Below are 6,763 nucleotides of genomic sequence, written 5' to 3'. Positions count from 1 at the left end.
TCGCCGGTTCGACCGACGTGTCGCGATGCGCGCGCCAGCCCGCTACGGCAAGTCCGCCGTAGAGAAGCGCAGTGAGGGCATACAGTACAATATCCATGATTGAAGTTTACACCAGGCCCCGAGGCCGCGACGTCTTCCCCTTCTCGCAAAGGGCTGCCGAGACGCCGTTATCGCTTAGTTACCGACACTTACCGGCCGCACTCTCACACGCTCCCATGCTAGACACACTCACTACACGGATGGCGCGCGTCGTAAAGACGCTGCGCGGCGAAGCCCGGCTCACCGAGGCTAACACGCAGGAAATGCTGCGCGAAGTACGCCTGGCGCTGCTCGAGGCCGACGTTGCGCTGCCGGTCGTGCGCGAATTCATCGCCAAGGTGAAGGAAAAGGCGCTTGGCGAAGAGGTGATCTCAAGCTTGTCGCCGGGTCAGGCGCTGGTCGGCGTGGTGCAGCGCGAGCTGACGGCGATCATCGGCGGGGATTATGAGGGCAAGGCGGTCGAGCTGAATCTTGCCGTCACGCCACCTGCAATAATACTCATGGCCGGTCTGCAAGGTGCGGGCAAGACCACCACGACCGGCAAGCTCGCCAAGCTGCTGCGCGAAAAGCACAAGAAAAAGGTGCTGACGGTGTCGGTCGACGTGTATCGACCGGCTGCTATCGCGCAGTTGAAAACGGTGACCGAACAGGTTGGCGCAGACTTTTTCCCGTCGGAACCGGATCAGAAACCGGCGGACATTGCGCGGGCGGCGGTGGATTGGGCGAAACGCCACTTCCACGACGTGCTGATCGTCGATACGGCTGGCCGGCTCGGTATCGACGAAGCCATGATGAAGGAAATCACCGAGCTTCACGGCATCCTGAAACCGGCGGAAACGCTGTTCGTAGTCGACGCCATGCTCGGCCAGGACGCGGTCAACACGGCCAAGGCGTTCAGTGACGCCCTGCCGCTGACCGGCGTGGTGCTCACCAAGCTCGACGGCGATTCCCGCGGCGGCGCGGCGCTTTCCGTGCGCCACGTGACCGGCAAGCCGATCAAGTTCGTAGGCGTCGCCGAAAAGCTCGACGGCCTGGAAGTGTTCCACCCGGATCGCATGGCGAACCGGATTCTCGGCATGGGTGACATTCTTGCCCTGGTCGAGGAAGCGCAGAAAGGCGTGGACAGCGCCGCCGCGCAAAAACTCGCCGACAAGGTCAAGAAAGGCGGCGATTTCGACCTGAACGACTTCCGCGCCCAACTCGCGCAGATGAAGAACATGGGCGGTTTGTCGTCGCTGATGGACAAGCTGCCGGCGCAATTCCAGCAAGCTGCGGCGGGCGCGAACATGGGTATCGCTGAAAAGCAGATGCGCCGCATGGAAGGCATCATCAATTCCATGACGCTTGCGGAGCGTGCGAAACCCGACCTCATCAAGGCGCAGCGCAAACGCCGGATCGCCGCGGGCGCGGGCGTGCAAGTGCAGGAAGTGAACCGCATGCTGAATCAGTATGAGCAAATGCGCGGCATGATGAAAAAGCTGAAGGGCGGTAACCTGCAGAAAATGATGCGCGGCATGAAAGGCATGATGCCGGGCATGCGCTAAGCGTTTGTCTTTTTTTGTCCGGCAATCGGCTTTGATTCGATCGGCCCGGGTTTCATCGAGGAACTCGGGTTTATCATGTCGTGGCGCGCGCCTGAGCGTTGGCGCCCTCGTCGCTCCTTTTTAGCCTCATACCCTCCCCGCCTGCCCTATGAACCGCGAAGAAGCACTCCACATTTTCAGCCACTCCGAAGAGATTGTTTCGGCGCAGGACGTGACCGCGTCGATCGTCAACATGGCGAAAGCCATCGGCGCGAGCACCGGCGAAGAATTTCCGCTCGTGCTGTCCGTCATGGGCGGCGCGGCGGTGTTCACCGGCATGCTGCTGCCGCATCTCGACTTCCCGCTCGAGTTCGACTACATCCATTTGACGCGCTACCGCAACACGACCAAGGGCGGCGACAAGATGGAATGGCGCGTGGCGCCGGCGGAGGCGGTGAAGGATCGCGTGGTGCTCGTACTCGACGACATCCTGGATGAAGGCGAAACCATGGCCGCCATCCGCGACCGGATCATGGCAATGGGCGCGAAGAAATTCCTCTCGGCGGTGCTCTGCGAGAAGCTCATCAGCAAAGAGAAACCGCTACGTCCGGATTTTTGCGGTTTCGAAGTCCCCGACCGTTACGTGTTCGGCTGCGGCATGGACGCGAAAGGCTATTGGCGCAACCTGCCGACCATCCGGGCACTGACTGAAGGTGCATGATTGAAGGCGCGTGATTGAAGGCGCGTGACCGGCCGAACGGCCATTGCAGCAGAATGTGAAGAAGGCCGTTTCAACGCAAGTTGAAACGGCCTTCTGTTTTAGTGGTTGCAACGAATTCAGCCGTTCGCCGCCAGTTGATGTACGAAGGTCCGAATCCCGGTCAGGATCATTTCGACGGATATGGACACGAGCACCAGTCCCATCAGCCTTTCGAACGCCGTCACCGCGCGTTCGCCGAGCCAGTGCTGAATCTTCTCGGCCATGACCAGCACGATCGCACAGACGAACATGGTCACGGTCAGCGCGCCGATCCATTCCCACATCTGCCCCGGCGCCTGCGATGTCAGTAGCATCACGGTCGCCAACGCCGACGGACCCGCGAGCGCGGGAATGGCCAGCGGCACGATCAGCGGTTCACCTCCACGCGAATCGCCGCCCATGGGGCCATCGGGATGCGGGAAGATCATTCGCAGCGCGATCAGGAACAGCACGATCCCGCCACCCAGCCGCAGCGACAAGTCTGTCAGGCTCATCGCGCGAAGAAAGCGGTCGCCGACCAGCATGAACAGCAGCAAGATCCCGAACGCGATCGCGACTTCACGCAGGATCACGACTCGCCGGCGCTCCTTCGCCACACCACGCAACGCGTTGATGAAGATCGGGATGTTGCCGAGCGGATCGGTGATCAGGATCAGCAGCACCGTCGCCGAGAGGAAGTTGTACTGCACGTTACTTCGTCACTCCACCCGCCAGCGCGGCGCGGACCTTCTCGATCACCACATTCGCGGCGTCATCGACCGGTAACAACGTGGCTTCTGCGTCGCGTCGTGCCTGGTATTCGAGCTTGCCTTCCTTCAGCCCGCGATCACCGATCACCAGCCGATGCGGCACGCCGATCAGCTCCCAATCTGCGAACATCACACCCGGCCGCTCGCCGCGATCGTCCAGGATCACGTCGATACCCGCCGCCTGCAGCGTTGCATACAGCTTGTCTGCCTGCTCGCGCACGGCCTCGCTGCGGTCATAGCCCATGGGGCAGAGCACGACTTCGAACGGTGCGATCGATTCCGGCCAGATGATGCCCTTGGCATCGAAATTCTGTTCGATCGCCGCACCCAGAACCCGCGTGATGCCGATGCCGTAACAACCCATCAGCATCTTGGCCGGCTTGCCGTTTTCATCGAGGAACGTCGCGCCCATGGCGTCCGAATACTTCGTGCCGAGCTGGAACACGTGGCCCACTTCAATGCCGCGGCAAATTTCGAGCGCACCCTTGCCGTCCGGTGAAGGATCGCCCGCCAGCACATTGCGGATGTCCGCCACGACCGGTTCCGGCAGATCGCGGCCCCAGTTCACGCCGGTGATGTGATAGTCCACCTCGTTCGCGCCGACCACGAAATCGCTCATGTTCGCGACCGTGCGGTCTGCGATCACCTTGACCGGCTTTTTCGTGTTGATCGGGCCGAGATAACCGGGCGGCGTGCCGAAGGTATCGATGATCTCGGCTTCCGTGGCGAACCGGTAACCCGACAAGCCCGGCAGCTTGCCCGTCTTGATGTCGTTGAGCGAATGATCGCCTCGCAGCATCAGCAACCAGATGGTCGCTTCGCCGCCTTCGTTTTCAGTCGCGAGGATGATTGACTTGATGGTCCGTTGCAGCGGAATGTTCAGCAACTCGGCCACGGCCTCGCACTTCGCCTTGCCCGGTGTTGCAGTCTTCTTCATTTCTTCAGCCGGCGCCGCCCGCGTGGCGTTCAGCGGCAACGCCTCTGCCGCTTCGATGTTCGCCGCGTAATCCGATGCCGGGTTATACGCAATCGCGTCTTCCCCGGTGTCGGCGATCACGTGGAACTCATGCGAACCGCTGCCGCCAATCGATCCGTTATCTGCCGCGACCGCACGGAATTCCAGGCCGATGCGCGAGAACACCCGCACGTAGGCATCGAACATTTTTTTGTACGACTCAGCAAGACCCGCCTGGTCACGATCAAACGAATACGCGTCCTTCATGATGAATTCGCGGCCACGCATCACGCCAAAACGCGGGCGGATTTCATCGCGGAACTTCGTCTGGATCTGATAAAAGTTGACCGGCAATTGCCTGTAGCTCTTGATCTCGCGGCGCGCAATGTCCGTCACCACTTCTTCGTGGGTCGGACCGACCACGAAATCGCGGTCATGACGATCCTTGATACGCAGCAATTCCGGCCCGTATTGCTCCCAACGACCCGACTCCTGCCAAAGTTCGGCGGGCTGCACCGCGGGCATCAGCAATTCGAGCGCGCCAGCGCGATCCATTTCTTCGCGCACGATGGCTTCCACCTTGCGAATGGAACGCAGACCGATAGGCAAATAGCTGTAAATGCCGCCGGCGACACGGCGGATCATGCCTGCGCGAACCATGAGCTGATGGCTGACGATTTCTGCGTCGGTGGGGGCTTCTTTCAGGGTGGCGATAAAGAAACGGGATGCTTTCATTCAAAAATCTTCCAAAGCGGAGCGCGTCGATTGAATGGGCGGTGAGCGCCCAATCGTGCTGAACGTGCGGAACGAGTGAACGACGGGACAGCGATGCGGGGCGAAGACCAAAGCGCGCCCGCCTCAACGCCCACACGCAACGAACGCCGGATTCGGGTTCGTGCCGGTGCGCCAGGCCCGTTATCTGTTTATAATCAAAGCAATTTTAAAGGATTCGAAGGTGGTTGTATGCTGGATCGTGAAGGCTTTCGCCCGAACGTCGGCATCATCCTCTTGAACGCGCACAACGAAGTGTTTTGGGGCAAGCGGCTGCGTGAACATTCCTGGCAGTTTCCACAAGGGGGCATCAAGTACGGCGAGACCCCTGTGCAAGCGATGTATCGGGAGTTACACGAAGAAACCGGTTTGCTGCCGGAACACGTCAAGGTCGTGGGTCGAACCCGTGACTGGCTGCGTTATGAGGTGCCGGACAAGTTCATCAAGCGCGAAGTGCGCGGTCATTATCGCGGACAAAAGCAGATTTGGTTTTTGTTACGCATGGTAGGCCGCGACTGTGACATTTGTTTGCGTGCGACTGATCATCCGGAATTCGATGCCTGGCGGTGGAACGAATATTGGGTCCCGCTCGACGCGGTGATCGAGTTCAAGCGTGATGTTTATCAGCTTGCGCTCACAGAACTTTCTCGCTTCCTGAGGCGCGCCGCCGTGCGTGCCGAGCGCGCGGAACATTTGGCGCGTCACGCGAATCGGTATCCGCGCGTGATTGGGAGCATGACCATGGAGGACGCGACCGTTTCTGCCAACGGTCAGGTCATTCAGGCAGAATGTTCAGTGACCGAAGAGCTGCATATCTACGCACAACGTCCTTCGCGGGATTAGGACGTGTGTCATCCAAAGCGGCGGCGCGGCAACGCGCGCCGCTTTTTTTTCGTGCAGCGTTGGAGACGGGCCCCAGGCGTCGTGAGGCTCAAACCATTTGCAGTCGATTTGCAGTCGCTGCTGCATCAACCTCAGGGATTCAAGAATTGAAAGCCATTGCATTGTTTGCGGCATCCGCGGCAGCTCTTGTCGTGCTCGCCGGTTGCGGCAGCTCGAAGCCTTCAAACAAGGACGACAGCGCGTTTGTTTATTTGATGGACCGCAAGCCGAACTGGACCGAAAACAAGGTCGAGACCATCCCGCCGTTGCCGCAAGACGCCAATCTGGTGCCGTTCACGGTTTCGCAGAACACACCGCTTAGTTTTTTCATCGATAAAAAATCGCTCAGCGTCGGCGATGACGGCGTGATTCGCTACACGGTCGTGGTGCAAAGTCCGGCCGGCGCGCGCAACGTGAACTACGAAGGGATCCGCTGCGACAACTTCAACTGGCGCCTCTACGCGAGCATCAACGAGGACCAGACAGGTTGGGATCGTGCGGTGGAACGGGACTTTGCGCGCATTGAAACCGGCGAGCTGAATTCATATCACTCGGCGCTGTATCAGGATTATTTCTGTGCAAACAAGCTGCCGACGGGAACGGCACAGCAAATCTTGTCAAATATTCAGATGAAACGGACAGCGGTATCGAACTACCACTAAGCAACGCGTTAAATGAAAAAGCCGCCAGTTGGCGGCTTTTTTCGTGGTCGACCGGTCAGGCAAGGACCAGATTGTCGCGATGAATGAGCTCCGGCTCCAGCATGTAGCCGAGCACCGTTTCGATCTCGCCGCTTGGTTTGCGCTGGATCAGCCGCGCCTCCGAGCTGCTGTAATTCGTAATGCCGCGCGCCACTTCGTGTCCGGCCGGATTCATGCACGCGATCACTTCGCCACGCGCGAACGCGCCGTGCACATCGATCACACCGATTGGCAGCAGGCTTTTGCCGCCCGCCGTGAGCTGCTGTAATTCGTAATGCCGCGCGCCACTTCGTGTCCGGCCGGATTCATGCACGCGATCACTTCGCCACGCGCGAACGCGCCGTGCACATCGATCACACCGATTGGCAGCAGGCTTTTGCCGC

The 6,763-nt window shown here is 59.9% G+C and carries 7 protein-coding genes and 2 pseudogenes; 4 read left to right on the top strand and 5 right to left on the bottom strand.

Features of this window, described 5'->3' with window-relative positions:
* A pseudogene (locus tag ACRXB1_RS26875) lies at positions 1–97 on the bottom strand (inner membrane protein YpjD); the annotation flags it as partial.
* A 118-nt stretch (positions 98–215) separates the two neighbouring features.
* Between ACRXB1_RS26875 and ffh the strand changes: the two are divergent.
* Positions 216–1,583: a signal recognition particle protein gene (gene ffh, locus ACRXB1_RS26870; protein ID WP_062167966.1), complete on the top strand. Its 1,368-nt coding sequence runs from the start codon at positions 216–218 to the stop codon at positions 1,581–1,583.
* Between the two features lie 148 nt (positions 1,584–1,731).
* Positions 1,732–2,283 carry a hypoxanthine-guanine phosphoribosyltransferase gene (locus tag ACRXB1_RS26865; RefSeq protein WP_062000291.1) on the top strand — a complete coding sequence of 184 codons (552 nt, stop codon included), beginning with the start codon at positions 1,732–1,734 and terminating at the stop codon, positions 2,281–2,283.
* 116 nt (positions 2,284–2,399) lie between these two features.
* Here the strand turns inward: ACRXB1_RS26865 and ACRXB1_RS26860 are convergent, their stop codons facing one another.
* Together ACRXB1_RS26860 and ACRXB1_RS26855 are read right to left on the bottom strand one after the other, a co-directional pair.
* Positions 2,400–3,011, bottom strand: coding sequence for a MarC family protein (locus ACRXB1_RS26860; RefSeq protein WP_062000292.1), 612 nt, complete (start codon positions 3,009–3,011; stop codon positions 2,400–2,402).
* Position 3,012: 1 nt separating this feature from the next.
* The gene (locus ACRXB1_RS26855; protein WP_449493756.1) at positions 3,013–4,761 is read right to left on the bottom strand and encodes a proline--tRNA ligase; all 1,749 of its coding nucleotides are present in this window, start codon (positions 4,759–4,761) and stop codon (positions 3,013–3,015) included.
* Between the two features lie 228 nt (positions 4,762–4,989).
* Here ACRXB1_RS26855 and ACRXB1_RS26850 point away from each other — a divergent pair, with 228 nt between their 5' ends.
* Both ACRXB1_RS26850 and ACRXB1_RS26845 read left to right on the top strand, forming a co-directional pair.
* The gene (locus ACRXB1_RS26850; RefSeq protein WP_062000294.1) at positions 4,990–5,640 is read left to right on the top strand and encodes an RNA pyrophosphohydrolase; all 651 of its coding nucleotides are present in this window, start codon (positions 4,990–4,992) and stop codon (positions 5,638–5,640) included.
* Positions 5,641–5,786: 146 nt separating this feature from the next.
* A complete protein-coding gene (locus ACRXB1_RS26845) occupies positions 5,787–6,341 on the top strand; it encodes a CNP1-like family protein (RefSeq protein WP_075358568.1) in 555 nt (184 codons plus the stop codon).
* Between the two features lie 55 nt (positions 6,342–6,396).
* Here the strand turns inward: ACRXB1_RS26845 and ACRXB1_RS26840 are convergent.
* Positions 6,397–6,642, bottom strand: a pseudogene (locus tag ACRXB1_RS26840) (PUA domain-containing protein); the annotation flags it as partial.
* Entirely contained in the window at positions 6,600–6,701 is a 102-nt protein-coding gene (locus tag ACRXB1_RS26835) for a hypothetical protein (protein WP_449493757.1), read from the bottom strand. The pseudogene ACRXB1_RS26840 and the gene ACRXB1_RS26835, both read right to left, overlap by 43 nt.
* Positions 6,702–6,763 lie beyond the last annotated feature (62 nt).

The organism is Caballeronia sp. M23-90 (genome assembly GCF_053574605.1).
This window is presented reverse-complemented; position numbering and strand designations above follow the sequence as displayed.